General features: G+C 43.3%; 22 protein-coding genes and 1 pseudogene. 21 read left to right on the forward strand and 2 right to left on the reverse strand.

All coding sequences use genetic code 11. The annotated features are described in order from the left end of the window. The 3 genes from PVV63_RS08595 to PVV63_RS08605 form a co-directional block, all read left to right on the forward strand. A partial coding sequence (locus PVV63_RS08595) for a hemagglutinin repeat-containing protein (protein ID WP_273791507.1) occupies nt 1-4,575 on the forward strand: 4,575 nt, incomplete at its 5' end. After that, nucleotides 4,572-4,973: a hypothetical protein gene (locus PVV63_RS08600; RefSeq protein WP_273791508.1), complete on the forward strand. Its 402-nt coding sequence runs from the start codon at nt 4,572-4,574 to the stop codon at nt 4,971-4,973. The genes PVV63_RS08595 and PVV63_RS08600, both read left to right, overlap by 4 nt. A gap of 168 nt (nt 4,974-5,141) precedes the next feature. Next, a complete protein-coding gene (locus tag PVV63_RS08605) occupies nt 5,142-5,501 on the forward strand; it encodes a hypothetical protein (RefSeq protein WP_273724680.1) in 360 nt (119 codons plus the stop codon). Between the two features lie 54 nt (nt 5,502-5,555). Here PVV63_RS08605 and PVV63_RS08610 read toward each other — a convergent pair whose 3' ends face one another. Further along, nucleotides 5,556-5,756, reverse strand: a complete 201-nt coding sequence (locus tag PVV63_RS08610; protein WP_015856172.1) for an AlpA family transcriptional regulator — start codon at nt 5,754-5,756, stop codon at nt 5,556-5,558. Nucleotides 5,757-5,963: 207 nt separating this feature from the next. After that, nucleotides 5,964-7,130: a site-specific integrase gene (locus PVV63_RS08615; RefSeq protein WP_273791509.1), complete on the reverse strand. Its 1,167-nt coding sequence runs from the start codon at nt 7,128-7,130 to the stop codon at nt 5,964-5,966. A gap of 175 nt (nt 7,131-7,305) precedes the next feature. Here PVV63_RS08615 and PVV63_RS08620 point away from each other — a divergent pair. The 18 genes and pseudogenes from PVV63_RS08620 to PVV63_RS08705 form a co-directional block, all read left to right on the forward strand. Next, nucleotides 7,306-8,571 (forward strand): annotated as a pseudogene (locus PVV63_RS08620) (phage portal protein); the annotation flags it as partial. A gap of 13 nt (nt 8,572-8,584) precedes the next feature. Then, nucleotides 8,585-9,478 carry a hypothetical protein gene (locus PVV63_RS08625; RefSeq protein ID WP_273791510.1) on the forward strand — a complete coding sequence of 298 codons (894 nt, stop codon included), beginning with the start codon at nt 8,585-8,587 and terminating at the stop codon, nt 9,476-9,478. 91 nt (nt 9,479-9,569) lie between these two features. Then, nucleotides 9,570-10,694 carry a N4-gp56 family major capsid protein gene (locus PVV63_RS08630; RefSeq protein ID WP_273791511.1) on the forward strand — a complete coding sequence of 375 codons (1,125 nt, stop codon included), beginning with the start codon at nt 9,570-9,572 and terminating at the stop codon, nt 10,692-10,694. Nucleotides 10,695-10,713: 19 nt separating this feature from the next. Beyond that, a complete protein-coding gene (locus PVV63_RS08635; RefSeq protein ID WP_273791512.1) occupies nt 10,714-11,094 on the forward strand; it encodes a hypothetical protein in 381 nt (126 codons plus the stop codon). Nucleotides 11,095-11,105: 11 nt separating this feature from the next. After that, nucleotides 11,106-11,813, forward strand: coding sequence for a hypothetical protein (locus tag PVV63_RS08640; RefSeq protein ID WP_273791513.1), 708 nt, complete (start codon nt 11,106-11,108; stop codon nt 11,811-11,813). A 1-nt stretch (nt 11,814) separates the two neighbouring features. Next, nucleotides 11,815-13,272: a hypothetical protein gene (locus tag PVV63_RS08645; protein WP_273791514.1), complete on the forward strand. Its 1,458-nt coding sequence runs from the start codon at nt 11,815-11,817 to the stop codon at nt 13,270-13,272. Continuing rightward, a complete protein-coding gene (locus PVV63_RS08650; protein ID WP_273791515.1) occupies nt 13,272-13,697 on the forward strand; it encodes a hypothetical protein in 426 nt (141 codons plus the stop codon). The genes PVV63_RS08645 and PVV63_RS08650 overlap by 1 nt, the downstream gene beginning before the upstream one ends. 1 nt (nt 13,698) lies before the next feature. Continuing rightward, the gene (locus PVV63_RS08655) at nt 13,699-14,634 is read left to right on the forward strand and encodes a hypothetical protein (protein ID WP_273791516.1); all 936 of its coding nucleotides are present in this window, start codon (nt 13,699-13,701) and stop codon (nt 14,632-14,634) included. Nucleotides 14,635-14,658: 24 nt separating this feature from the next. Further along, nucleotides 14,659-16,020: a hypothetical protein gene (locus PVV63_RS08660; protein ID WP_273791517.1), complete on the forward strand. Its 1,362-nt coding sequence runs from the start codon at nt 14,659-14,661 to the stop codon at nt 16,018-16,020. Between the two features lie 10 nt (nt 16,021-16,030). After that, complete coding sequence (locus PVV63_RS08665; protein WP_273791518.1) at nt 16,031-18,136, forward strand: glycine zipper family protein; 2,106 nt, start codon at nt 16,031-16,033, stop codon at nt 18,134-18,136. Further along, on the forward strand, nt 18,133-18,780 hold the full coding sequence (locus PVV63_RS08670; RefSeq protein ID WP_273791519.1) for a transglycosylase SLT domain-containing protein: 648 nt from the start codon (nt 18,133-18,135) through the stop codon (nt 18,778-18,780). The genes PVV63_RS08665 and PVV63_RS08670 overlap by 4 nt, the downstream gene beginning before the upstream one ends. A gap of 12 nt (nt 18,781-18,792) precedes the next feature. Continuing rightward, complete coding sequence (locus tag PVV63_RS08675; RefSeq protein ID WP_273791520.1) at nt 18,793-19,797, forward strand: phage tail protein; 1,005 nt, start codon at nt 18,793-18,795, stop codon at nt 19,795-19,797. 8 nt (nt 19,798-19,805) lie between these two features. Then, nucleotides 19,806-20,819 (forward strand): phage tail protein, encoded by a 1,014-nt coding sequence (locus PVV63_RS08680; RefSeq protein WP_273791521.1) that lies wholly within the window; start codon nt 19,806-19,808, stop codon nt 20,817-20,819. Nucleotides 20,820-20,826: 7 nt separating this feature from the next. Next, nucleotides 20,827-21,960: a phage tail protein gene (locus tag PVV63_RS08685; RefSeq protein WP_273791522.1), complete on the forward strand. Its 1,134-nt coding sequence runs from the start codon at nt 20,827-20,829 to the stop codon at nt 21,958-21,960. A 9-nt stretch (nt 21,961-21,969) separates the two neighbouring features. Beyond that, on the forward strand, nt 21,970-22,203 hold the full coding sequence (locus PVV63_RS08690; protein WP_273791523.1) for a hypothetical protein: 234 nt from the start codon (nt 21,970-21,972) through the stop codon (nt 22,201-22,203). A 17-nt stretch (nt 22,204-22,220) separates the two neighbouring features. Then, on the forward strand, nt 22,221-25,712 hold the full coding sequence (locus tag PVV63_RS08695) for a hypothetical protein (protein WP_273791524.1): 3,492 nt from the start codon (nt 22,221-22,223) through the stop codon (nt 25,710-25,712). 9 nt (nt 25,713-25,721) lie between these two features. Continuing rightward, a complete protein-coding gene (locus tag PVV63_RS08700) occupies nt 25,722-26,051 on the forward strand; it encodes a hypothetical protein (protein WP_273791525.1) in 330 nt (109 codons plus the stop codon). Between the two features lie 63 nt (nt 26,052-26,114). After that, nucleotides 26,115-26,364: lysozyme (locus tag PVV63_RS08705; RefSeq protein WP_273791526.1), on the forward strand; the 250-nt coding region annotated here is incomplete at its 3' end.

A 26,364-nucleotide genomic window follows, 5' to 3' on the forward strand; every position in this document is an offset into this window, starting at 1 on the left:
CGTGATCTGGTGGGTCAAGGTTTGGGCAAAGGTTCCTTTATTCCTGGAAGTGATGCCATTGAACAAGTCAAAACTTTGCTGGATGTCGGGGCAGACTATGCAAAAGCCCACAATCTCCACTTTGGTGAGGCTTTGAGTGAAGAACAATTGGCGTCCCTAGAAGCCCCGATGGTGATTTATGTGCGCCAACAGGTCAAGGGCATGGATGTTTACGCACCGGTGCTTTACATCCCTGAAAAAGACAGAGCCTCCTTTGTTTCTGCTGGGGCTTTGATCATGGGCGATGATGTCAATATCACCAGCCAGAATACGAGCAATTCAACGATTATCAATTCAGGGCGGATTGCGGCAAACCACCAATTGCATGTGCATGGTGGGGATATCCTCAGTCAAGGAGGGCATTTTGCGGCGGGTGGGGATGCTGTTATCCTTGCGGAGAAGAATATTCGTTTAGATGCAGGGCGCACAACGGTTGACGGCGTGGAGACCGTTTTAAACACCGAGGCGCTTTCTGCTGGTGGTAATGCAACGGTGATTGCTAAACAAGATATCACCGCCTCAGGGGTGGGGATCACTACCGGGGATGATCTTGCCATGGCTACAGAACAAGGCAACTTGACGATCGGTTCAGCAGAAACCCATTACCATGATGAGCAGGGTGATGCTACCATGCATCATAAATCAGAAGTCAACTCTGGTGGCTCAACAACGCTTTCCTCTGGAAAAGATTTGAATATCTTAGGCTCTGATGTTCAAACAAAGGATAATCTTTCCTTACAGGCAAAAGAAAACGTTTCGATTGATGCCACACGCAACAGCATGGACAATCAGAATGGGAGTGAAACATCTCATGTTGCCTTACACAATGGCTCTCATTTAAGTTCTGGAAAAGAGACCACTGTTCTATCGGGTGGCGATATCCATATTGCTGCTTCCGATATAGATGCCAAGGGCAATGTTGGACTTGGCGCCCAAGGGGAGATAACAATAGGGGTAAGAGAAGATGAGATGGAGTATCATCTTCAGGGCAAAAACACGAAAGTGGATATGCAAGCCTCTCATGCCGTTGGCTCTTCGATAAAATCGGGAGGTGATACCACGGTCATTGCAGGGCAGGATGGCAAACCGCATGATCTCACTATCACAGGTAGTTCCATTGCGGCTGATGGCAAGGTAGGGCTGAAAGCCAGCAACGATGTCCTGATCAATAATGCAGAGGATAGTTTACATTATGAGATGTCGTACCATAAAGACGGTGGGGTGTTTAGTAGCAGTAAATCTGAGCATAACAAGATGGATGCTACTCAAGTTTCCGGTTCACTCATATCTGGGGGTGAAGGCATTGCCATTGACTCAGGCAACAACACGGAAGTTATAGCCTCGACGCTCATAGCCGGTAAGGCAGAGGAAACGTCAGGAGAGAAAGCACCAGGAGATCAGAAACAAGCGGATATTACCATTCACTCTGGGGGAAAGATTGTCATCAAAGGCGCCCAAGAACACTTGGATCAGCAAGCACAATCGTCATCAAGTGGCTTTTTGCATGAGAAATCTTCCGATACATCTCAATCGCATACCACAACGGTCTCCTCTATCCTTGGGGCAACGGGCAACATCGTGTTAGACGCACAAGGAGAAGCCAAGATTTCTGCTTCTCATCTGCTTTCCGGTCAAGATATCAATGTGAGCGGAGAAAGTGTGACGATTGATGGCATGCAAGATCACCATAAAAGCCATTCAGAGGAGCATGAAACAGGTTTTGGTGTGGGATCAGGCAAGGGCTTTGTGTCGATATACGGGAGTGAGGGAAAGACAGAAAATGAAGAGAGTTTTGAGCATCAAGGTTCTTCTCTCAATGCGGATGGCAATATCAACATCACTGCCAAGAAAAAAGATGTGAAAATTGTTGGCTCTGATCTTGCAGGGGAAAATGTTAATCTTACCGCAGCTCGTGATGTCAATGTGCTTGTTGGTCATAATAGCCATTCCTCAAGCTCAAAGGAAGAACGTACAGGCTTTGGCATTCAGTTTGAAAAGAGCAACAGCGGTGCTTCTGTAGGTGTTGGAATTGCAAGCGCCAAAGATACGGGCGATCAATGGGAAACCACTTCCACACAATCACACATCACGGCACGCCAAGATGTGCAGATTACTGCTGACAATGATGTAAATATGCAAGCAGCCATTGTTTCGGCGGATCGTGATGTCAACATGGATGCCGGCAATAATATCACCCTATCAGAAAGCTATGATACCTCTAACGGCAAAGAGACACATGAAAAGTCTTTTGCTGGTGTGACAACTTCCGTTGATATCGGTGTCCTTGGCACGGTACAAGGACTAAAAGATGCCGCAGATCACATGAATAATAAGGATGGTAACAATACAGTTATTAATGGCATACTGACTGGCATGAAAATCAGTCATCTTTATAGTAAAGGCAAAACCTTTGTTAATTGGCTGACTGGCAATACGGGGGAAAAGGGGAACGTAACCAAAGGACTGAGTAGCTCATTAGGAGGATTGGGGGGCTCCACCAAGGATGCTCTTGCCAATATGGCTGGTGCATCTGGCAGTGTAACCGTGGGCTTTAAAACTGAGAAAACAGAAGCCTCTTCTCAAGTCTCCACAGCGGTGACAGATAGCATAGAAGGCGGACGCGCTGTTAACATGCAAGCCCACAAAGGCAGCATTCATGGTGTTGGCGCTGATATTATCGCTGGTACCAATCCAATCTATGTGCTGGAAAATGATGCACAGAGCGGAAAGATCACCATGGAAGCAGGTAAAGATATCATCTTTGAAAGTGCACAAAACACGCAAAGCACACAAAACAGCAGTGAAAGTTCTTCAATGAGTGTTGGCACCGGTTATGGCACGGGTGGCGCAGGGGCAACGGGTAGTGCTTCTTTTAGTCAAGGGGAAGGTTCCAGTGAGGAAGTTCAACACAAAAACAGCCATATTATAGGCACCGGCACTGTTCATACCACGAGTGGGGCAAACACCACATTGGCAGGCGCCGTGGTTTCTGGAGAGCGTGTAGAAATGGAAGTAGGGGGTGATTTTGCCATTATCAGCCGCAGTGATACGGGACAAAGTTCCAGCAAGCAAAACTCTGTTTCTGTTGGGTTTGGTGCTGGACAAAAGGGTGGTGGGGGCTCCATGAGCGCCTCTTTCCAAAAGGATAAATCCTCTAGCGATTATCATAGTGTTGTGGAGCAATCAGGCATCAAAGCGGGTGATGGCGGCTTTAATATCATAGTTAAAGACAAAACAACGCTGACCGGAGGCATCATTGCCAGCACCGCGCCGGCAGATAAAAACAGCCTGACCACTGGAAGCATTACCACCAGTGATATCAGCAACAGTGCCCATGCTAAAGCCAGCAGCCATGGGTTTAGCATTTCTGGGAATGACACGATAAAAAACATTGCCAAGAATGTTTTAAATCACGGCAAAGCCAAGGATGCAGCAGAAGGGGAAACCAAATCTGCTATCAGCGATGGGACTATCATCCTTACTGATACAACTGGACAGAGGGCGATGGGGCAAGATGCTGGACAAATCATTGGCTCTCTCAACCGCAACACCGCAGCAGCACACCAAGCAGTAGGACAGCTAGATGTCGCACCGCTTGAGGATATATTGCGTAATCGTTTAGGTATGAGAAATAAATGGGTAGATGAATGGTTTGATATATGGGATGGGGTTCGTAAAATGGCATTTTATGTTGACCATCCAGTGGGTGAGGTTGCGCATGATGAAAATGGCAATGTCCTCTATTTAACCGATGAAAATGGAAAACCTATAAAAGGCAGTGATGGAAAATATATCACTCTGTATCACTTTTTAAAGCCAGAGGAAGAAAAGCATTTACAAAAAGGCCCTAATGGTGCTGTTTATATGTTCTACAATGGCATTTTTAATTCACCAGATGAAGCAGCCGGTAATGCTGTCCAATTGGCTGTTAATAAAAATGGTCCCCTTTATTTTACATACTTTCCCCAAGCTGATGATGTGCTGGTAGAATTAGGGGTAGCATATTATCAAAAGTTTTGGGAGGGGAGCACTTGGGGATTGAGTAATTCGACCAAGAAGTTCCAAGATTTTATCTATCGTTATGGCAATGACAATGCTATTGTTAGTGGGCATAGCCGGGGTACCTTAACAATACGCAATGGAGCAAATGACTTGCAAGAACATGGTATCCACAGTGTAGCCAAGAAAACAGACTTCTATCTTGTTGGAGCGGCTGCTCACATGCAATCGATGGCCAATACAGTAGATTATCTAAGCGATGGCGAAAAAAATTATATCTACATACAAGGTCATATGTTAGACCCCATTAGTACAGTGATTGGTTACAATTGGCCTACGGCTTATGGGGTACGTTCCAAACCATATGATTCATTACATCCGTTAATTCTACCCCTCAGAGAGATGGGGGGAGCGATCATCGGCTATAATCCTAGTACCCATAATTGTTATGCTGATGCAAGTGCTAAGTGTAAAAATGATTACGGTTCATTTGATTTTATAAAATTTTATTCCACGAGAACAGGGAACAAAAAATGAAAATACGATTTAACTTATTGAGCCTGCTCATTCTATTAAGTATTACTGGATGTGATATGGACAAATCTCCTCCAGGGGAAGTATATGGGTGGATCAAGCCAGGAGCAGACTTTACCGAGGTAGGAAAAGCCTTATTAGAATGTGGCATGCCACATCTTAATTATCTTGAGGCTGAAAATCAAAAGCTCAGCAATAATGATAATGCAACAATTTATGCTTGTATGATTCAAGCAGGATTCCGTGACAGATATGGCGGTCCATCTTGGTGTGTGAATCATTGGAGGGAAAACCTTCCCATTTGTCGACCAGGCGCGGTCATTCCGAAACGAAGTGTTGAAAAGCGCTTAAACAGCCCTTTTTGTAAAAAATATAAAAATGCGGATGAATGCCAATCTTAAGTGATGATCAACAATCCGCCATCCTTGCCTTCGCTTGGAATGGCGCGATTGTTTTCTCAATCTAACATCTCAATATTGTTCACCGTTGTTTTAAGCAGCGGTGACAGGAAATATCAACAGGCTTATGAGCTTTTTTATTGTAAATAAATCCATTGAAAGAGGGGAATAATGAAGAAAATCTTAAAACTATTGAGTTGTATAGCTCTGTTAAGTATCACTGGATGTGTTAACTCAATTCCCTCACTTTCTCCAGCATTATGGAGAAATAAAATACTTTTAGAATGTGGAGTACCGGACCTTAATAAGGTTGTGGCGCTAGATTTGAATCAATTTGCCAGTATTGAAATGTGTATGGCGCAATCAGGTTTTCGCCCTAGCTTTACAATACAAGATTGGTGTGAAAATCATAAATCGGACAACCTTCCCATATGTCGTCCTGGTGCTGTCATGCCTCAGCGAAGTGTTGAGAGACGCTTAAATAGCCCTTATTGTAAAAAACATTCAGAACAACTTGAATGCCAGCCTTAAGTCTTGCTTCAGCAGAGAAAGCCTTGTCCATCCTTACGTGACAAGGTTTTCTTTTTATGCCGCGTCGTTATAACGTTGCTGTTTTGCTTGTTCGATTACATTCAAAAGATCTGATTGTAACCAACGCGATAAAAAACCAAATTTTAAAGGTTTTGGTAAAGAGCCATTGGTTACATGACGGCGGAATGTTGAAACACTCATATGAAGCAATTTTGCACTTTCACGGTCTGTTAAAAGAATATCATTTTCTGTCATATTAAAATCCTTTCTATCAAAAAATGGTAACAAATCATAACTATTTATTAACCACATTTTGGTTCATTTTTGAAGGTATTTTATTTATAGAAAACAATATTTTATCATATAATTTCTGATGTGATAATTTATGACTCTTATTGAGAGAGAATGAGAGAGAAGAGAGCTAAAGTTATCCACAGATAATGGGGTTATTCACCCCATATCTTAAGATTGACCCGTGACATAAGCCGCCCATTTATCCATATAAACACGGCGCTGTTCTAGATAGTCAGTGCGACGATAGGCACGTTCTACTTGTCCTCCTACTGTATGACTTAGAATAGTTTCAGCGACCTCATAGGGAGCATCGGTTGTTTCTGCTAGCCAATCGCGTAAACTAGAGCGAAAACCATGCGGGCAGGCTTCAAGTTTATTGTCTCTCATATATTGAGCCATACACTTCTCAGCGAGGGGACCGCGACCTTTAGCAGAAAAAAAGAAATCATTACGAGAAAGCAATCGTGCTTGTTTTAAAATGTCTAATGCTTCAGTTGATAAAGGCACGCGAAATTCTTTTGTTGTATCACGCTTGCCTTTCATATTTTCAGCAGGGATTGTCCAGATATCATCTTCAATCTGATCTTCACGAATATGACGCAAAGGATTGGTACGAACACCTGTCAGAATAAGCAAACGCAAAGCCAGTTGTGTTATGGTTGATGCTTCACAGAGTGTTTTATAAAAAGCCGGAACCTCTCTCCAATCCATGGCTGGTCTATTAGTGACCTTATGGCGTTGTTTTCCTAAGAGAGCTTTTGCTTTTTCTACAGCTTGTAAATCAACATCTACACCTAATGCAGCCGCATGTTTGAGACAAAGATTAAGACGTATCAATGCTGTTCGAGCAATTACAGCCTTTGTATGCCAAATGGGAGCAAGGGTATTGCGTATCTCTGTTTGCGTAATCTCTGAAACGGGTAAACAGCCTAATTTAGGGAGAATATGAAGGCGTAAAGGTGTAAACCATTTACCATTTTTACCATCACCTTTTAATTCAGCTTTACGAGTTTCAAAAGTATCTAGTGCAATATCTTTTAAGTAATGGAGATTGCTTATTGCCTCACGCTTTTGTTTATTACGTTCTTTAATAGGGTCACGCCCTTCACGTAAAACAGCCCGCCACCCAGTTGCCAATTCACGGGCTTGTTTTAAAGAGACATCTCTTAAAGCACCCAAGCCCATTTCGCGACGCCGCCCATGAATGGTATAACGATAAAGCCATTGAGCACCACCATCTTTACGCTTATGGAGAAGCAAGCCGGCACCATCATTATATTTGCCAGCTCCCAATGTTGCGACAGCCCTTGCATTAAGACGATTCATAAGAACCATTTTTACTCCTTTCTGCTATAGTTTTTACCCACACATCAACCCCGCTTGTGACGTGCAAGCAAGTGATTTTGATTGATTCAAGATACACAGATTTAAGATGAGAGAATCTTACGTTATTCAGGGTTCTCATTCAATATGAATAACGCTAGATTATGATTATAAATCAATGCCTTGAACACTTGTTGAATGCCGTTGGTTTGAAAGCGAGAGGTATTACAAAGCGCCCGATTTAAGCACTGGAGAACTTCGTGATTATAGCGAGGAAGAATTTAAGCAGCTACAGTGCATGATGCCCGATATCCAAGGGGCAGCTTTCAATAAAAAGGTTGTAAGACGTGCTTTTTTAGGGAGAAAGTTGCTTGAATCCCCCGATCAACCCATGGTTCCAGCGGGTCAATTGGGTTGGGAGTGTATAACGGGGTATTTTGACAAGATAGAACGGCAATTTTATGGGGTTGTGCGTCCTACAAAAGACCCTCAGCGGTGGGCGAATAAATATTTCAGTCAAGTGATGTATATCCTTAATAGCCAATCCAAAGGGGGGCTTATTGTCGAGGAAGGGGCATTTAAGGACATCAGGCAGGCTATGCAAGATTGGACGCGGGCTGATGCGTTGCTAGTTGCTGAAGATGGCGCCCTTGCACAAGGAAAGATCCAACCCAAACCTGTTGCGCAATTTCCAGAGGGCTTTTTCCAACTGTTTAATGAAGCTAAGGAAGCAATTAATCAAGTGACGGGTTTATCGCCCGAATTCATTGGCACAAGAGAAGTGACACAAGCGGGTATTTTGGAAGCACAACGACGCCAATCCAGTTTAAATCTGCTTGCTTGTCTGTTTGATGGTTTACGTTTGTACCGCAAGCGGCAAGGTAAGATTATTTTGCACTTGATACAGAATTACTTGTCCGATGGTCGTTTGGTACGGATATCTGGTGAAGAGAATGCGCAATATATTCCATTGACGCGTGAAGAAGTAACGAGTGTCGAGTATGACATTGTTGTCGATGATGCGCCAACCAGCCCGAATGAGAAAGAGCGCACCTTCGGTATCATCACACAGCTGCTCCCATTGCTTCAAAATGCCATTACGCCGGATATTATGCTTGATCTACTTCGTTATTCTCCATTGCCGGCGTCATTGCTTAATCGTGTCAGTGAGAAGTTCCAACAGCAACAAATGGCACAACAACAGCAGATGGACCCCGAGCAGGAAATGAAGTTGCAGGAAAAGCAACAAGACTTAGAGACGAAAGCACAGATGCATCAGATGGATTTGCAACAAAAGCAGATTGATCTTTTTGTGCATCAAGAGAGAGCAAAAACAGACGCAGAACTGATGAAGCAACGCTATGAGATTGAACGGCAGAAGCTTCTCAATGATCAGGCACACAATCAGATTATGCGAGAGCGAATAGCATTACACAGAGGTATGCATAGTTGAGAAAGGTGAAAGAATGAATGCAGAAATGAATGAAGCTATGAATGAAGATTACAGAGTTGGAGCACCGGTCTTTGATGATGAGAGCTCTTTTGATGCCGGCACTTATGATGGTGAAACGATTGATAATGATGATGTCACCTCTCCAGAGCCGGTTGCACAGCCCGTTGAAAAACCTTCAGAGATTGTTCCTAGTATAGAACAGCAGCGTATGGAGCAACAAGCCAAACAAGCCCGTGAAGCGCTTGTAAAGTTTTATGAACCCCAATCCCAGACGCCAATGGTTGAAGGTGAAAATGCACCCCCAGACCCTACACAAGACATTATTGGCTATATGAGTTGGATGGGAAAAAAGCTACAAGAGCAGGATGCGTATATTAGGGAACAGAAAGAAGCGCTAAGACAAGCTGAGGAACGGCAGCAGCATGATATACGTCTTGGTGAATTTTTTAATAATTCTGTTAAGTCGTTTCAAAATAAATCCAGTGATTTTGATGCCGCGGCAAATTTTCTTTATGAGGCACGCGCAAAGGAATTGAGTTCTTGGTCATCACTTTATCCTGAGTATGGACAACAAAACACAATAGATGCGATTATAAGAGATCAATTGCATGCTCTTGTAGCGACTTGTGCACAAAGAGATCTCAATCCGGCAGAAGAGATTTATAGAATAGCGCAAAATCTTGGCTATCAGAACCAAGGGGTTCAAGCGAATAATCAAGTTGCAGAACTTCAAAGCCGTCAGAATTCTGCGAGAACCTTAACGGCATCTGGTGGAGGGGGAAGTACAGGTCCACTTTCATGGGAAACGATGGACGCTATGACGGATAAAGAGTTTCAAGCGTGGTACAGTAATCCAAAAAACCGAGTGCTTATACGCAAATTGAGTGGTGCGGATGATGAAGATTAAGTGAAAGACTTTTAGAGAATAAGCCGCCTTTGGTGCGGGTTGGTGTTCCGGCTTTAAGCCGGTTTTTTTATAGCAAAGAAAGGTGAAATAAATGGCAACAACACATATAGGGATTAATGATCCACATGCGTTAAAAACATGGGCGAGAATACTTGATGCGGAGGTCTCCAAAGCAACCCCCATTGCTCCTTTGATGGGGCAGGATTCCAATAGCATTATTCAGGTGAAAACAGAGACGCAAAAAGGCAAAGGGGATTGTGTAACATTTAGTCTGCGAGCTCAGTTATCAGGACGTGGTGTGAGTGAGGGCGAAACCCTTGAAGGCAATGAAGAGGCACTCCAATTCCTTCATGATAAACTGTATATCAATGAACTTTATCATGGAACAAGAATTGCCAATGAAGGCACTATTGATAATCAGCGCACATTGTTTAATTTGCGCGAAGAAGCCAAAAACAGTTTATCAGATTGGTATGCGGACCGTTTGAGTTTGATGTTTTTCGTTCATGCTTGCGGTTATACCGCTAACAGGCTCCGTTTTGAGGGAGAACTGGTTGATCTTGATCCTCTTTTTTGGGGCTTTAATGCACCGTTAGCTCCAAGCAATAAGCGCATTGTGCGACCAGAAGCAAAAACCAAGGATGAAGATCTTACAGAAAAAGCCAAACACAGCTTTAATCTTAAATTGATAGATGAAGCGGTTCAGTGCGCTAAGCTAGCGAATCCTAAAATTAGACCGGTTCGTGTGAATGGCGAGAGTGTTTATGTGTTGTATTTGCATCCCATTCAGGTAACGCAATTGCGCACCAATACAGAGACGGGTCAATGGCTTGATATTCAGAAAGCCGCTTATACCGGTTCGCGTTCCAAAAACCCAATCTTTGATGGTTCTCTAGGCATGTACAACGGTGTGATTTTACGTGAATCAGAGCATGTCACCAATGGTGTTAAATCCACGGATAGTACACGTCTTGAAGGTGTGCGCCGTGCTGTTTTGCTTGGAGCGCAAAGTGTCGTTATGGCATTTGGTAAGAATTACGGTAAGACCCGCTATAAAATCGAAGAAGAAACCTTCGACTACAAACGCGAATACGGTTTTGGAGTGCATACAATTATGGGCATGAAGAAAACGCGTTTCCAAATGCCCGGAAGAGCACAAGGAGCCCAAGATTTTGGAACGATAGTTATCCCCACCTACAGCGGTGAAGTTGAGTGATGAGGAAAGGAAATAGGACATGGTAGATGGCGTAACAGGACACTTACACGGCAGAGATCTTCATACACATCAGGTCAGTTTTTTGCGTTTGAATATCTCGTATAAAGATAAGCATTTGACACGCAAAATCGGGACTTTACCACGTGGTGCAATGATCCTTTCGATTAAAGCGTTTGTGAAGACAGCGTTTTCGGATGCGAAATTAAAGATAGGTAGCACCTATGGTGGTAATGAGTTTAGTGAAAAGGACATCAAAACCCAAAGCACTCAAGATTTTACATCAACCAACCAAAAAGAGTTTGTTCCAGAAGATCAAGAGCTTACGCTTTATGCAACACGGGATAAAACAACCGCGGCTGGAGAGTGTGTTGTGGTGGTGCAATTCGTGACCAATCGTTGAGAGGTATTTTGATGACACGTCATTATATTCGGGTTAAGACCGGAGGACCGATACCAGTAAAGCGAGATGTTTATCGTCATAAGAGAACACTTTCGCACTTAGTGTCGGTCATTCAAGATGAGATTGATGACATAGCCGATGAGTATGTTCATCAAATCCAAGAAAGCATTTTTGCAGCCATTCGTTTTTGTGAACGGGAGACCTTTTACTTTAACGAAAGCCGTGATGTGGTGTTTGAGACACGGGCGGGACAAGGTGTTTATGATGCAAGCACTACCCGCCCTATTGAAACAGCTGTTAAAATCAAAAACGTTTATCTGAGTTCTGATCAACATCATAAGTTTGCCTTGGAATGTAAGGACCATGTTTCTTTAGAGCCTTTGTTATCATCAGAGCAGCAAGGAACGCCGGTTTGTTACAGTTATTTTGATAGGAAATTACATCTTTATCCCACGCCAGATAGAGCCTATCAAATTCAACTCATTCTCTCTCCATTGCGTTTATCAGAGATAGATAGTGTCGATGAGGAGCACCCATGGTTTGTGCACGCGTTTGATTTGATTAAGGCGCGTGCAAAATACGAACTTTACAAGAATATCTTGAAAGACCCCGATTGTGCAACGGCAGCTTACAATGACTTTAACGAACAGTTGCATGAATTGCGTGCAGAGACGTCTCAACGTCATAACGTGACCAGAATAATACCAACGGATTTTTAAGATGGTTTATTTTCCTATAGCCGATTACAGACCGGATGTTGCGGTTGTCAACGGCAGTTTTACGGATAGCCTTGTGAATGTTTTACCGGCAGATGGTGGTTACATACCCATGCCTAGTGCAATGGTTGTTTCTAATCCTTTGGAAGAAAAGCCCTTGGGTTCAATCGCCTTTAGAAGTGGCAATGGTGTTAAGATAATCGTAGGAGGCAAGCAAAAGCTTTACAGTTATGATAGTCAAACCAAAGGTTGGAAGGACATTAGCCAAAGTGGTGTGACCTATCAAGCAAATGAAGAGAATAAATGGTCGTTTGCTCTTTTTAAAAACATGGTTATTGCGGTGAATAAAAATGATAAACCGCAAGTTTTCAAGGTCCTTAGTTCTGAACGGTTTGAAGATTTAGAAGGAAATCCACCGAAAGCGGGATTGGTCAAAATTTGGGGACCTTTTGTTTGTTTGATGCAATTGACAGATAATCCCAATCGCATTCATTGGTCTGGAGAAGGCGATGAAACTCTATGGGAGACTCAATATAATGTTAGTGGTTATATGGATTTCCAAGATGGAGAATACGTTCAGGGGGCAACAGAAACAACCAATCCCCTTATTTTTCTTCGTTCTGCTATTTATGCTGGTTCTTTGACGTTAGGTTCCAAGAGCCCGTTTGCTTTTCAAAAGATCCAAGACAAGCGTGGAGCGCGCAGTGCAGCCTCTATAGCGTGTCGAGGGAGTGATGCTTTTTTTGCAGGTGATGGTGGTTTTTATCAGATGAGTTTGGATGGTCAACTTTTACCGATAGGTTTTGAAAAGGTTGATAGAACGGTTTTTAAAACATTTGATAAGTTTGCTCTTGATGAGATGCAAGGGGTTATAGACCCCATTGATAACCGGATTTACTGGTCCTTAAAGAGAGGCAATAACGAGCAAACGACCTTTGTCTATGATTGGGGATTGCAGAAATGGTCGACGCTACAAGGGAAGCCTTTCACGTTCTTTCCAGTGTTTACGACAGGTTATACTTTAGAACAGTTAGATGAGATTTCGATCAATCTTGAGGCATTGCCGGCTTCTTTAGACAGCCCTCGTTGGCAAAGTGGCGCGCCAATGCTTGGTGCTTTTGATGATAACAATCGGCTTGTTATGTTTACGGGAGCCCCGATGGAGGCAACGGTTGTTTCACAAGAGATGGGGGCACCGGATGGAAGTTTTAACTTTATTACGAAGATGTTTGCCGAAGTTGATACAACGGAAGGTCTTTTAAGCATTGGAGAGCGTCGGCTTCGCAATAATCAGACGCCGATCATATGGCACAAGGAGAGGGTGTGTTCGTATGTCACGGGTGCTTATCACGGTCGTTCGCGCAATCGTTATCACCGCTTTAAATTGCGTATTCCTGAAGGCATTCATTGGAACCAAATCACAGGATTTAATGTGGATTTACGTCCTTTAGGCAGAGGGTAATGGCAAAAGTCTTTTTGACCACGTCTTGGGATATGGAGCGTATAGCGCCTTATCTGGAAGACATCATTGCATCCTTTAGAGAGTATGTAGAGCGTTTCAAACATGAAATCACGTTGCAGGAACTGATTGAAGCGATTTGCAGTGGCAAGAAACAGTTATGGCTTGTTTTGGATGACGACGAGCGCTTTTTAGCGGCATTCACGACCCAGATACAGCAGACAGTTTTAGGAAAGAAGCGCGCACTGATTTGTGAATGTAGTGGGAAGGGCGTTCTTGATCAAGTTGATAATTTGAAATTTGTAGAGGATTGGGCGCGTGAGAATGGTGCTTCTGAAATGGAGATCTTGGGTCGTTTAGGTTGGAAGCGTGCACTAACCAAGCAAGGCTATAGCATAGGTATGCTTTATTATAGGAAGGAATTGTGACATGGGGAGCAGTAGACCAGCAACGACAGAACAGAAGCAGGTGCAGACAAGCGCCCCTCCTACTTGGATGCAGAATGTCTTTAAGCGTGGGGGTGCAGATGCGTATAACATGTATGACACAGGGATGGGTGGTAATGTTTATGGGGGACCTCGTGTTGCACCTTTAAGTGCTCCAACTTATCAAGCAATTGGAGGTCTTGGAGCTATTCCTCATCAGTATCAGAATTATATGAATCATTTGATGAATACTCCAACATCGTCTGCGAGAAACCTTAACTGGATTGCATCTGGTGGTTTGATGGGACCGAATTCTCAATTTGATGAGGAACTTAAAGAGGGCTTAAGTGAAATAAGAAATAGTATTAATCGACAGTTTTTAGGGAGTGGTCTTTATGGCTCTAGTGCGCATAACAATGAGTTACAGAGGGGGCTTAATGATGAATTAGCTCGTATCAAGTATCGCCAGCGTGATAGAGATTTACAGCATATGATGCAAGCCAATTCGATGATTGATCAACTGAATGAGAACCGCTTAGGCATGATAGGCAACTTATTCCCCTCTTATAATAACGCATATTCGAATATGTTGCAGGGGTCATCTGTTCTTAATGACTACAATCAACGCCTTGTTGATGCCAATCGTGAACGTTGGCTGGAACAAGACAATAGCGGCTGGAATAGGTTGAATATGCTTATGAACGCCGGTCATGGCTTTGCAAGGAATTACGGCACGACGACGAATAATCATATAATCTCTAAGATAGAGGGCAATAATCCGTGGAAAAATGTAGGGGCTATAGGTTCTCTGGCACTTCAAGCCGCACCGATGGCTTTTGGTTATATGGCAGGTGGTCCAATGGGAGCAGCGTTGGCAGGAGGAGCATCCAAGTTTTTTTTAAATTACATGAATCAAAAGAAAGCTCTGGAGAATAATTAAAGAATAGTTTTGTAGGAGAGTGTGATGGCATTTCCAATATTATTTCCATTATCTTTTGCAGGTTTGATGGCTGCGAGAGCTGCGCCTCATGTTTTTAGGTATCTTGCTCCTAAAGCGGTTACAGGGGCGAATAGATTGGGACAATTAATAACAAAGAACCCCGTGGGGAATTTCATAACAAAGTACCCCAAAACCTCTCTATTTATGACTGGAATGTCAGGCATTGAAAGTATGATGACACCAGAGAAAGCACAAGCCCCATCCAACCCCTATTTACAGAATAGTCTGAATCCATATGGACCATTTATGCCCTATACGGCTCCTAAAGCGGAAATGCCTCTTGGATTTGATCAACATCCACCCATGCCAAATGCACTAGAGAGTACTCCACAAGAACTAAAACCTCATGTTAATGAACAAACGCAACCATTAGCACCCGCTTCCCCAACACCGACTCCTGAACTGACAGATGCAGAGAAATTTTTACAGTCCAATACTTATAAGTTTTTTCAATCAGATGCGTATCAGAAGCTCAAAGATCTTTTTGCAGGTATGGCGGCAGCACCCACAGATGGTTCTGGATGGGATGCGCTTGCAAGTGGTGTGAAGCATCTTAATGAAGGAGATAAGGAAAGAGGGCAGGTTAATCAGACTGTCGAGTATCTAAAGTCCAAAGGCTATAGCGAAGAAGAAGCGCGGTTCATGGCTGGGAATAAAGATGCATTGAATGCTTTTCTATTACAAAAAGTGAACGGCGGTTATGATGCTAGATCTAAAGAAGAAATGGACCGCCTACGAGAAACAATAGATCTTAAAAATAGTGAAGCTATCAGTAGTAATACACTCCATGACATTGAACGTTTTATGAATTATATAGAAGAGAATGGTGATTGGGCTACGGGAAATCTTGCTGATTGGCAAGCTTCTTTTAAGATTCCTCAACACCGTGATATGCGTTCACTGCTTGATTCCATTAAAAACCGTATAGGTATTGACCGTTTAGAAACGATGAGACGGTATTCACGCAATGGTGCTTCTGGTTTTGGTAACCTTACAGAAAGAGAGCTTGATATCTTAAAGAGCTATTTAGGAGAGATAAAGTACGACTTGGGTCATAAAGAGCTCTTGTTTAGGTTGAAAAAAATCCATCAGATTTTGGCTAAGATGAAATTAGACGTATTGAAATTGCTAGAAGACAGCAGCATTGAATTAACGCAAGAGAGTGTTGATAAGGTTACCTCACAGTCGCATTCTAAAGCTCCACAGCAAGGACATAGTGCAAATGCGCCTGTAGTAAAAAGTGCAGAAGAAATTGAAGCCTTACCGAAAGGAGCAGATTTTATTGTTATTGATGCCGATGGTAAAAGAATGACTATAAGAAAATAGGTTGTGTTTCATGTCTGAACTTAAGAATTATGATAAGTCACTTCTTCCTGAATGGGCTAGAAAGTATAAGGTTATTGGTATTGCTGAAGATGTTCAAAAGGAAACAAATTATCCTGAACTTAAGGATTATGATAAATCACGTCTCCCTGAGTGGGCTAGGAAATATAAAGTAATTGGTCCAGTTCAAGATATTCCAAATACTCAAGAAACATTCAAAGATTTTGCATTTGATGATAAAGATCTTACGTGGTGGGATGCTGTTAGAAGCCATGGTACATCTGGTCTTACAGCAGGGTACAGTGATGAGATACAAGCGGCGAATGAAGCAGGTTTTACGGATTATTGGCGTGGTGATAAGAAAGCAGTAGAGGTTTATAACAGAAGAGTAGCCAAGGAACGCGCTTACCAAAAAGCCTTGGAAGAGAAATATCCATGGTTGTCTTCTGGTGCTTATATTGCTGGTTCGATTTTACCAACATTAGCATCTTTGGGTATTCCCGCATTAAATTTTTTGCGAGCAGGCTCGACTTTAGGAAGTTTAGGTAGGGGAGCTATTGTTGGGGCAGGTTCTGGAGCTTTACATGGTTCTGGTGCAGGAAAAGGTTACAATGATACGGTGAATTCGGCATTAGCCGGTGGTGTTGGTGGGGCAGTTTTGACGCCGGTTGCTGCTTTAGGAGGTATGGGTATTTCTAAGGCAGTTCGTAGTTTAGGAAATGCTTTAAAGTCACCTCCTGTCGTGAGGAATTATTTTAATCCTGCTCGTAAAGAGGTTTCAAATAAAGCTTTGCGAGAAGTTGCCAAGCAACTTTACGATAATAAAACCCAAAAGATCACGGAACGTCTTAGCTCAGAACCTCAGGAAGTATTTTTGACAGATATTAATGAAAAACTACGACAGACTTTGTGGAATGCGTCTAAAACAAATGAAGATGTTTATAATCTCTTGAAACAAGCGCATGAGAAAAGATTAGGCGGTTCTGTTCAACGTCTTGATGATATGATGGAGCAGACGATTGTTCCATACCAGCATAGCGATATTTTAAGCAGGACACTTAAACGGCAAGGAAAAGAGGCTCATGATCATCTCTATGAACAAGCAAGGCAAACGCCGATAGGACGAGAGTATTATCCGGCTCTTAATAAACTTTTTGAAAATAAAGGGTTTCAAAAAGCTCTTAAAGAAGCTGTCAATACTTTAGAGGAACACCCTCTCAGTATAAATCCTAGAAGGTTTTATGATAGAAGATTTAGCAGTATAACCTATAAACCTACGATAGAGTTATTAGATCAAACTAAGCAGTCTCTTGATGATTTAATCGAAAAAAGTAAGAAACATGGTGATAACCAAAAGATTTTAGGATATGAAGTCCTCAAACAAAATTTGGTAAAAATAATGGACGAAATCTCTCCTACGTACAAAGCAGCACGCGGTAGTGCGGCAAAATTCAAAAACTTTGCAGATAGCTTTGAGGAAGGTAGACAAGCTCTTGGAACAAAGCTTGAAAAGAGTTTTGAAAGGGATGCAGTTCAGGAAAATCTTTCTAAAGGGAATTGGACAAAACAAAATAATACCTATCAGATGGGCATGAGAGATGCATTAGATGATTTACTCAGAAAAAATGATGACCCTATTAATGAATTTTCTAAACTTTTAAAACAAAATCTTGCATCTGAGAATCTTAAAAGGATGATAGGACCGGAACGGTTTTCTACTTTTAAAAAGGCAGTAGATCAGGAGCAATTCTATTCTGATGCAGCAAAAGAGGGTTTTAGCAAATTTGAAGGCACTCCTGAGTTTTCTCTTTTTGATGGAGTTCGTGTACCACATAGTATTCCTGATATACCAGCTCAAGGCTTAAAATTAGCACGAAACATATTTTTTCATCCAAATGCCCCAGAGGCGCTACGAGCAAGACAAGAGCTAGAGCGCGGTATAGCGAAGTTAGCAACTTTTGGCGTTAAAGGAATGGAGCGCAATGAAATTGCCAAATTGATTCAAAGTGCTTTGAAGTGGCATAAAGCCGGTGTGATAACGGATGAAGGCTTGAAGATTGTTTCTAGAGCTGTAGCAAAAGGGTTAGGTCCTAGTGCTTCAATAGAGTATGCGAAATGACCCGTTCTAGTCCTTCTGTTAATCAAGCGATACGGCAAGCAGCAGCGCGATATGGTTTGCCAGAGAGTTATTTATACCGTGTTGCGCAAGTTGAAAGTGGAGGCAATCCGAATGCAAGGAATCCACGTTCTTCTGCTGGTGGGTTGTATCAATTTATCGATAGCACCGCCAAACAATATGGTTTGCAGGATCGTTTTGACCCCATGCAAGCGGCAGATGCCATGGGGCGGTTGACACTTGATAATCGCAATCATTTAAGCCGTCTGTTGGGAAGAGCGCCTAGTGAAGCGGAATTGTATTTAGCACATCAACAAGGGGCAGGAGGAGCCGCGCGTCTTTTGCAAAATCCCCATGCCAATGCGGCGCAAATTGTTGGGAGCAATGCGGTTGGCTTGAATGGTGGAAACAACGCTATGCGTGCAAGTGATTTTGTCAACCGTGTATTACAGATGTATGGTGGGCAGCCTCATAGAGCAAGTCCTACAGCGCATGGTGGCATTAGAAATAGAGACAACTTGTTAGAGGTTTTAAGAGCATTATTAGCATCACAAGAAGAAGCTTCGGAAGAAGAAGAGAGTGATGATGATAATCCTTTGATGACGCAATTCATGCGGGCGTTTTACGGACCATTTTACCGGAATTAGGATTTATGAGAGATGTCAACGATCTATGATTGGTCGCTTAGAGCGGCGGATAATACGCGCGTAGATGATTTGATTGATTGGTCTGAAGGACAGCATCCTAGCAGTGTGAATACGAGCGCCCGTGTGATGATGCAGCGCGTAAAGGAATACTTGTCAGACACGGGTGGAGAGCTTGAAGGCATTGTGACAAATGATCATGTCCAACAAACGAGTGTGATAAGACTTGCAAGCACTTCACAGTTTTTAGAGTATAAGAATGGTATCGTTTTGCGCTTTATGGCGACGGGTAAGAATGTTGGAGCGACCACGATTGTCTTAAATGCTTTAGATGGCAAGCCGGTTTATAAGGCAACGGAAACGGGTTTATCGCTTTTATCAGGGGGCGAAATCCAACAGGGGTGCATTTATACATTGTTTTATAATGAAGATCATTGGCATCTTGTTAATCCTACCCCGATTCCCTTAGAAGTAGAAGAAAGCAGTCTTTATCCCACGGGTTTTATAGGAACGTTTGGAATGCGTGGGATTCCAAAGGATTGGTTAATTTGCGATGGGAAGGCTTATTTGCGTCGTGATTATCGTGATTTATTTGAGACGATAGGAACGGTTTGGGGAGAGGGGGATGGCGTTACGACGTTTAATGTTCCCGATTTTCGAGGAATGTTTTTACGGGGGCTTGATGGAGGGCGCAATATTGATGAAGGGCGTTCTTTTGCAAGTGTGCAAACAGATTTAATCGAGTCGCATCAACATCAAGGACAGAGCCTTTCGATGTCTCATTTTACCAGCAACGAAAACTTTTGGGATGGGAATACGACAGATGTATTGGGCTATCGTCTAGGCTTGTTTGGGGGGAGCTCTCTAGCGAATTTTATGGGCATAGAGCGTGAGAATTTAGGGGGCTACATTGTAAGTTCTCATACTCTTGATGAGAACCAAGAGGTTGTTTTGGAGAGCACTGGTGAAGGCGAGACGCGTCCAGTTAATGTGAGTGTTCTGTTTGCGATTAAGACATGAGGTGTAAGATGTCGACGATCTATGATTGGTCTTTAAATGCCTCCTTGAATGCCTATTGTGATGATTTGATAGATTGGTCAAAAGGACAACGTCCTAGTAGTCTGAATAATAGTGCTCGTGTGATGATGCAGCGTGTGCGTGAATATTTATCCGATACGAGTGGTGTGATTGAAAGCACTTTTACGGTTGATGCTGAACAGCAGACGACGTTGATAAGACTTCAAAGCCAATCGCAATTTTTAGAGTATAAGAATGGGATATCAGTTTGTTTTAAAGCGAAAGGTAAGAATGTTGGGGAAACCGCAATTGCCTTGAATGATTTAGCCGCTAAACCTGTTTACAAGGCAACGGAATTAGGTATCCGTGCTTTATCGGGGGGCGAGCTTCAAAGGGGATGTATTTATAGCTTGGTTTATAGGGATCATGCTTGGCAAGTTTTAAATCCTACGCCTCTCTCTTTATCACAAGAACCGGTTATTTCCATTTATCCGACAGGGACGATAGGAATTTTTGGAATGCAAGTTTTGCCAGAGGACTGGTTACCCTGTGATGGGAAGGCTTATTTGCGTAGTGATTATCCTGCTCTTTATGAAGCGATAGGGATCAGGTGGGGAGGCGCTGATAGTTGGACGAAGTTTAATGTTCCCGATTTGCGTGGTGTTTTTTTACGAGGTGTTGATGATGACCGCGAGATAGACCGCTTTCGTTATCTTGGCACTTTACAAAATGACGCTATGAGAAAGCATGATCATAGTGGTCAATCCTTTACGATTTTGAATGATGAAAATCAGGAAGAGAGTTGGCATGGTGATATGACGATCATCTGGGGATATGTGTTGAATGAACAGCAAAGGTTGAAGCTTGCTGAACGTTTGGGCGTGAGAGCAGAGGATATACGTGTGCACCATAAGCTCGCCTTTCCCCATTCCCACCTTCACATGCGTGATGTTGCATTGGCAAGTTCAGGTGTAAGTGAGACGCGTCCGATTAATATAAGTGTTGTATTTGGAATCAAGACGTGAGGTTCAGATGTCCACGATTTATGATTGGTCTTTAACGGCATCTGAGAATGGTGGTGCTGATGCTTTGATTAATTGGTCAGAGGGACAGCACCCTAACACGGTTAATAATAGCGCTCGTTTTATGATGCAACGGGTAAGTGAGTATTTATCGGATACGGGGGGTGTGCTTGAAGGGATTGTGACGGTTGATAATAACCAAAAGACGAGCGTGATAAGGCTTCTAAGCCAATCGGCATTTTTAGAGTATAAGAATGGCATATCGGTTTGTTTTAAAGCGAAGGGCAAGAATGTTGGGGCGACAACAATTGCTTTAAATAATTTAGCCGGTAAGCCCGTTTATAAGGCGACAGAAACCGGTTTATTAGCCTTATCGGGAGGAGAGATACAAGATGGCTGTCTTTATAGGCTTGTGTATGATGAAGAGCTTACGGGTTGGCAAGTTCTCAATCCGACAAGGGGCAAAGTTTCTTCCTTAAAACGCTTACCCACTGGTCTGATAGGACCGTTTGCAATGGAGCGCTTGCCGGATGGTTGGTTGCCATGTGATGGGAAGGCTTATCCGCGGCTTGTCTATTGGGACTTATTTTGTGTCATAGGAACGACGTGGGGAGAAGGAGATGGCGTTGCGACGTTTAATGTTCCCGATTTTCGGGGGCTATTTTTACGAGGACTTGATAATGAACGCAATTTAGACCCTTGGCGTTCTTTTGCAAGTATACAACCAAGTTCTTTAAAAGCGCACGAACATTTTATAGGTCCGGCGTCATCAGAAGGTCTTTCTTCTCGAAAAAAACGAGATGTTTCTTCTTCTGAAGCGCCCGTGACAAGGCGAAAGAGAGCTATAGACGAAGAGTGTGTAGGTTTGAGTGGGGATGCCTTGGAAAGGTGTAATCAAGAATTTGACCAAATAACAGGAAGTCCACAGGTAGAGACTCCCTTTTGGTTTACAGAAAAAGATAAGCCTCCGCGTTTACCTTGGTTTATCAGGAGCCCCTTTGCTAATTTTTTATATTATTCAACGCCTATAACAGAAGGTCTGAATGACAGAGAGCATCATGAACATCACCTTATGGCAGAGAGGGTTGGTGGGGTTGAAACGCGCCCCGTTAATGTGAGTGTAGTTTATGGGATCAAGACATGAGGAGTTGAAATGTCATTAAAACCGTTTGCGATATCAGAGATTAGCGACCCGTCTCAAGTACGGGTCGTTTTGTATTCGGGGGAAGTATTTGTACATGCGCCGCTTAATGGCGTTTTTGATTTACTGAAAGCAGCTTTGAAAACGGAGCTTGATGGTTCACTGAAAGATTTAGAGAAGCGCTTAGAGATCTTAAGAGAAGAGTTTGAAGATTTGAAAGAGTGTTCATTGGATGAAGCCCTCTAAATGAAGGAATAAAGCAGATGAAGATACCCGATCATGAACATGAATATTTGATACCAGTCGCGACGAGAGAAGAAATGATAGCAGGAACTTCTCAAGACAGCGTTGTTGTTCCGAAGCTTTTAGGGACGGCATCTTTGTATTCGTATGAAACCTTTGCGCCGTTAGAGCAGGTTGTTAATGCAAGGCAAGAAGCAGAAAAAGCCATGGCGCGTGCGAATGGGGCGCAACAAACAGCAGATCAAGCGAAAACTATAGCAGACACAGCAGCGAGTTCAGTTACTGTAGCTTCTGAAGCCAAGACGACAGCAGAGACAGCTTTAGAGCAGGCAAATACGGCATTAACAGTATCCAATGCCGCCAAGACAACAGCAGAGGTATCGAAAACCTCTTCAGAAGATGCCAAGATGAAGTCAGAAGCGGCTGAGAGGTTAGCGCAAGAAGCCAAGCGTATTGCGGATGATACTAAAGGTGCAGCTGATAGAGTGGCGACAACGGTCACGGAAAGCTCTCAAAGAGTGACACAAGTTCAAAGCACAGTAGAGACAGCTTTGACAGAGGCAAGAGAAGCCAAGGCAACGGCAGGAGATGCAAAAACACTTTCCGAACAAACCAAGAGCGCTTTTGATGATGCCAAGCAGGTGATGGGCGAGGTGAAGAATGTTGCAGAAACAGCAGCAACGAACAGTGGGCAAGCTCTCACGACAGCTTCTGAAGCCAAGATGACAGCTGATAGAGCCTCTTCGGTAGCCGGTGATGCAAAAGAAACGGCGTCTAAAGCCCTGTCGGTAGCTCATGGTCTTAAGCAATCGGTTGATCATGTCAAGAATACAGCTGAGGGAGCCAAAAGGACAGCAGAAGGAGTAGAGCAGAGGGCTTTAACAATAGAAGACGTTGCTACACAAGCCAAGACTAAAGCTGGTGAAGCCAAACAATTGGTTGAAGAAGTTAAGACGACAGCACATTTAGCAGAAACGTTAGCGAATAATGCAAAGCAGTTAGCGGATAGTGTAAAAGACACAGCGGTGGAAGCGAAGAATAAAGCAGAGGATGCTCATGTCCTTTCGCAAGAAGCTAAGAGCACAGCAGAGACGGCAGAAGAGAAAGCCGCAAGAGCCGAAAAGAAGGCAGATGATGCGACAGTTACAGCTTCTGAAGCCAAGACTATGGTGCAAGAAGCAAAACAGGCGTTAGAGACATCAACAGCGCAACAAGATGCTTCAGAAGCACTGTCTCAAGCCGCTGAAGCGAAGAAAGTAGCAGATCAGGCAGCAACGTTAGCCAATGAAAGTAAAACGACAGCTGTTGAGGCAAAAGGTTTAGTGGAGGAAGTAAAACAATCGGTAGCGACAGCGACAGCAACAGCAGAAAGCGTAGCTAAGGAAGCTAAAGTAGCATCAGAAAGCGCTGTTAGGGTGGCGAATACAGCGAGGACCACAGCAGAAGAAGCCAAGAGTGCAGCGGATAGTGCAACAGCGACAGCTCATCAAGCTCAACAGAATGCAGAGGAGGCTACAAAATTAGCTTCTGAAGCGAAAGCGGTAGCAGAGTCTGCGGTGCGTTCAGGAGAGACGGCAGGGCAGGTTGATGCAGAAGCGTTGAAGGGTATAGCTACAGCAGCAAAGAGTAAAGCGGAAGCAGCAGAGAAGGTAGCAGAAGAAACGAAAGGTGCTTTGGATGGTCTAAAACAATTAGCCAATAGTGCGAAGTCGACAGCGGACGAGGCAAAGAAGGTAGCTGATGGTGCACAAAAGAAGGCATCACAGGTAGAGACAGTAGCGGGTGAAGCTGAAAAGATAGCGAAAGAAGCCAAACAGACAGCAGGTTATGCCAAGCATGATGCGGAGCAAGCGCGTAGTCAGGCAGAAAAGGCAGAAAAAACAGCAAATGAAGCGTGGAGTAAAGCTTACGACGCGAATGAAGCAGCCAATAACGCTAAGACTATAGCAAGATTAGCAGAAATGGCAGGCGAAGAAGCCAAGAAAATAGCGGAGAAAGCCGATGACCGAGCGTATGAAGCCAAGAATGAAGTAGAAAAAGCCAAGGAAATAGCTAGTAATGCAAAATATATAGCAGGAGAGGCGCAGAGGGCAGCCGAAACAGCGGGTAAAAAAGCCGCGTCTTTAGAGGAAGAAGCGGAAGAGGCACAAAAAATAGCCAAGGAAGCCAAGGAGTCTGCTGGTTATGCAAGACATGACGCGGAGCAAGCGCGTAGTCAGGCAGAAAAGGCAGAAAAAACAGCAAATGAAGCGTGGAGTAAAGCTTACGACGCGAATGAAACAGCAGATAATGCTAAGACTATAGCAAGTTTAGCACGGATGTACTCAGATGAAGCCAAGAAAAAAGCTGAGACAGCAGATTCACAAGCCTATCAAGCCAAGAGCGAAGCCGAAAAAGCCAAAGAAGTAGCTGATAGAGCGAAAAGGACAGCAGAAGAAGCTAAAACAACAGCCGATACGACGAAGCAAGAGCTTGGAGGTATCAAAAGTTCCCTAGCAACGGCAACAACAGCCCATACAGTAGCTTCACAGACAAAAGTGCTAGCGGAAGAGGTAAACAATTTACTGAAACAGTCCAATTTAACGGTTCTTTCAATTTCCACACCGTTTCTTGTTGCGAAAGGCAAAGCGGAATTAACCTTGAAAAAAGGAACACGCATAACCTTGGCATTAGGCAATGATATTTTAGTTGCAAGTTATACGGCAGATACAAGAATAAGCGTTCCTCCTCTTTCGGTGGGCAAAGATTATTATGTTTATTTGGTTTCTGATGGAGGACAGTCTCATAAACTTGTTTTATCAGAAAACTCTACGTATCCAAGGAATTACACAGTGAGTAATTCGCGAAAGATAGGAGGGTTTCATACGCTCTGTGCGGATGTTGGTACGATTTCCGGTCACCCATTGTCTGGTTATAGAGCAGGGGATATTTTACCCAATTCAGTTTGGTGTCTCAATCACCGCCCGCATAGTTCACCAGAAGGAATGGTTTATGACCCCTCTACAGATCTTTGGGTGGATATTTATCTTCAGTCAGGGACGGGTCACAATACCCGCTCGGCGTATAATGTTCCTATTACGACGAACCGTCTACAAACAGATCACATATCCGATATGCTGCGTGTTAAGAAGGCTTTGCTCAATAATACAGAATTTGCCTCCGCGATGTATGGAAGCAATGAAGGTGGTGGGATTCAAGGCAAAAAAGCACCTTCACCAAAACATTCTGGAGGTTATAAGAATACGGCAAATATACGGATGGTTTCGCATATCGGTTGTGAAGATGGTTGCGGTTATGTTTGGCAATTTGTGAAAGATGTTTGTTTCATGCAAACGGTAACTGGAACCTCACCAAATGTACAGTTTAAAAAAGATATGTATGCATTGTTGGCTGGTGGAGACTGGTCAGATACTACGAATATCAATCCACATCTGCGTGCAATCATTATACGGAATGCCATTTATGAATCGGCTGGCGCCCGTGGCTGTAGTTATCCACGGCATTTTATTTAGGAGGGGTAGATGATAGATTATCCAGAGCATTTAAATAGCAAAGAAGATTATATGAATATGCTTTCCTTTGATAAGGCTGAAACCGTAAGGAGGTTAGAGGTTCTTTTAGAGACGCGTTTTTATTGGATTTTAGTCAAGGAGCTAAGTGAAGGAGAAGAGGGGATTGAAGATGACACGCATAAGGTTTGTCTAACAACAACCATGCCGTTTGATTCAAATGGTGATTTTGTAGAAAAGCGTTGTCAGTATGAATTACAGGAAAGCGAATATGCGCCGCTTTTTCAACTTGGCTTTCGTGTTGAAGAAGTCGAGCAGCTGATCAAAGAGCATAGCCAATAGAGATCATAAGAAAACATTTTTATGCCGCCCCACTTTTGTGGGGCTTTTTTTATGGAGCGTCAGATGAGAAAGATATCGAAAGAAGGATTAGAGCTTATCAAACAATGGGAAGGTTTACGTTTAGAGGCATATCGAGATACGGCATGTGTCTGGACGATTGGTTATGGCCACACCAGCAATGCGGGGCACCCCCTTGTCAAAAAAGGCATGTGTATTAGCCAAGAGCAAGCAGAAGAAATCCTTTGTGACGACTTAAAGCAATTTGAGAAGACGGTAGAGGAATCGGTCACGGTTTCGTTAACGGATTGCCAAT

Source organism: Bartonella sp. CM31XJBT, assembly GCF_028618555.1.
Lineage (GTDB): Bacteria > Pseudomonadota > Alphaproteobacteria > Rhizobiales > Rhizobiaceae > Bartonella.

What these genes read in the sequence shown, in the direction of transcription:
- PVV63_RS08605 (WP_273724680.1), top strand. Translation starts at nt 5,142, where the DNA reads ATGAAGAAAATCTTAAAACTATTGAGTTGTATAGCTCTGTTAAGTATC.
- PVV63_RS08645 (WP_273791514.1), top strand. Translation starts at nt 11,815, where the DNA reads ATGGTTTATTTTCCTATAGCCGATTACAGACCGGATGTTGCGGTTGTC.
- PVV63_RS08650 (WP_273791515.1), top strand. Translation starts at nt 13,272, where the DNA reads ATGGCAAAAGTCTTTTTGACCACGTCTTGGGATATGGAGCGTATAGCG.
- PVV63_RS08695 (WP_273791524.1), top strand. Translation starts at nt 22,221, where the DNA reads ATGAAGATACCCGATCATGAACATGAATATTTGATACCAGTCGCGACG.
- PVV63_RS08670 (WP_273791519.1), top strand. Translation starts at nt 18,133, where the DNA reads ATGACCCGTTCTAGTCCTTCTGTTAATCAAGCGATACGGCAAGCAGCA.
- PVV63_RS08610 (WP_015856172.1), bottom strand. Translation starts at nt 5,756, where the DNA reads ATGACAGAAAATGATATTCTTTTAACAGACCGTGAAAGTGCAAAATTG.
- PVV63_RS08640 (WP_273791513.1), top strand. Translation starts at nt 11,106, where the DNA reads ATGACACGTCATTATATTCGGGTTAAGACCGGAGGACCGATACCAGTA.
- PVV63_RS08665 (WP_273791518.1), top strand. Translation starts at nt 16,031, where the DNA reads ATGTCTGAACTTAAGAATTATGATAAGTCACTTCTTCCTGAATGGGCT.
- PVV63_RS08655 (WP_273791516.1), top strand. Translation starts at nt 13,699, where the DNA reads ATGGGGAGCAGTAGACCAGCAACGACAGAACAGAAGCAGGTGCAGACA.
- PVV63_RS08685 (WP_273791522.1), top strand. Translation starts at nt 20,827, where the DNA reads ATGTCCACGATTTATGATTGGTCTTTAACGGCATCTGAGAATGGTGGT.
- PVV63_RS08675 (WP_273791520.1), top strand. Translation starts at nt 18,793, where the DNA reads ATGTCAACGATCTATGATTGGTCGCTTAGAGCGGCGGATAATACGCGC.
- PVV63_RS08700 (WP_273791525.1), top strand. Translation starts at nt 25,722, where the DNA reads ATGATAGATTATCCAGAGCATTTAAATAGCAAAGAAGATTATATGAAT.
- PVV63_RS08660 (WP_273791517.1), top strand. Translation starts at nt 14,659, where the DNA reads ATGGCATTTCCAATATTATTTCCATTATCTTTTGCAGGTTTGATGGCT.
- PVV63_RS08635 (WP_273791512.1), top strand. Translation starts at nt 10,714, where the DNA reads ATGGTAGATGGCGTAACAGGACACTTACACGGCAGAGATCTTCATACA.
- PVV63_RS08625 (WP_273791510.1), top strand. Translation starts at nt 8,585, where the DNA reads ATGAATGCAGAAATGAATGAAGCTATGAATGAAGATTACAGAGTTGGA.
- PVV63_RS08680 (WP_273791521.1), top strand. Translation starts at nt 19,806, where the DNA reads ATGTCGACGATCTATGATTGGTCTTTAAATGCCTCCTTGAATGCCTAT.
- PVV63_RS08690 (WP_273791523.1), top strand. Translation starts at nt 21,970, where the DNA reads ATGTCATTAAAACCGTTTGCGATATCAGAGATTAGCGACCCGTCTCAA.
- PVV63_RS08615 (WP_273791509.1), bottom strand. Translation starts at nt 7,130, where the DNA reads ATGGTTCTTATGAATCGTCTTAATGCAAGGGCTGTCGCAACATTGGGA.
- PVV63_RS08630 (WP_273791511.1), top strand. Translation starts at nt 9,570, where the DNA reads ATGGCAACAACACATATAGGGATTAATGATCCACATGCGTTAAAAACA.
- PVV63_RS08600 (WP_273791508.1), top strand. Translation starts at nt 4,572, where the DNA reads ATGAAAATACGATTTAACTTATTGAGCCTGCTCATTCTATTAAGTATT.